Origin of the sequence: Streptomyces sp. NPDC006510 (genome assembly GCF_040611955.1) — a bacterium.
Classification (GTDB): Bacteria; Actinomycetota; Actinomycetes; order Streptomycetales; family Streptomycetaceae; genus Streptomyces.
Genome location: NZ_JBEXPH010000467.1, coordinates 1 through 1,334 on the forward strand (window position 1 = coordinate 1; position 1,334 = coordinate 1,334).

General features: G+C 66.2%; 1 protein-coding gene. It reads right to left on the reverse strand.

Going from position 1 to position 1,334, the window contains the following annotated elements; translation table 11 throughout:
* Window positions 1-1,322, reverse strand: a 1,322-nt coding sequence (locus ABZY11_RS44550; RefSeq protein ID WP_356484627.1) for a condensation domain-containing protein, incomplete at its 3' end; no start/stop codon positions are given.
* Window positions 1,323-1,334: the final 12 nt, after the last annotated feature.

Genomic DNA, 1,334 nt, shown 5'->3' on the forward strand with positions numbered 1-1,334 from the left:
TCCAGGACCCGCACCCACTCACGGGCCAGCTCCTCCACCTCACCCTCACCGAACAACCCACCCGGCCACGCCCACACCGCCGACAACACCGAACCCTCCGCACCGTCGAGCGTCAGCGCATTGACCTCCAACGCATGCGGCATCCGCATCGACGGATCCACCCCACCACCAATACCCCCGGCCTCACCCACCGGCGACCAGTCACCACCACCAGCAGCGAACCGGCCCAGATAGTTGAACCCCACCTGCGGCTCCGGCAAACCCGCCAGCACCTCACCCGCACCCGGGCTCAGATACCTCAACAACCCGAACCCCATCCCCCGGTCCGGCAACCCACGCAACACCTCCTTCACACGCTTGACCGCACCACCCACACCCACCCCATCCACATCCAGACACACCGGATACCTGCTCGTGAACCACCCCACCGTCCGCGACAGATCCAGACCATCCACCACCTGCTCACGACCATGACCCTCCAAATCCACCAACAACCCACCACCACCCACACCACGCACCCCACGCCACCGCGACACCGCCACACCCAACCCGGCAAGCAGCACCTCCTCCACACCCGCACCCCACACACCCGGCACCCACGTCAACAACGCCGACGTCACACCCGCCGGCACCTCCACCGACACCGAACACGCCGAACCCGCAACATCCACCACCGGATCCAACACACGCGACGACAACAACACATCACCCTGAGCCAACATCCCCTCCCAGAGCGGCAGCTCGGACTCACGCCGCAACGCCAACCCAGGCAGAAGCCCCGCCCACGCACGATACGAAGTCCCCACCGCCTCCAGCACCGGCCGCTCCCCCGCCACCACACAACGCCACGCAGCCTCAAGATCCGGCAGGATCACCCGCCACGACACCCCATCCACCACCAAGTGATGCACCACCAACAACAACCGCCCAGCCCGCTCCTCACCCGCGTCGAACCACACCACCTGCACCATCACACCCCGCTCAGGCGCCAACCGCCCCCGAGCCGCATCCGCCTCGACCCGCACCAACTCCGACAACACACCCGCATCACCACCCGACACATCCACCCGACGCACACACCCACCAGCCGACACCGAACCCACCGGCCCCACCTCAAGACCCCAACCACCATCCACACCCGACACACCCAGCCTCAACCGCAACGCATCATGGTGATCCACAACCGCCTGAACCGCACCCACCAAAGCACCAGCACCCAAAGCACCCGGCACCGACACCAACACCGACTGATGAAAACCACCCACACCCGACCCCAACCCACGCAACCAATGCACGATCGGAGCCGACACCACCTCACCCACACCACCACCGGG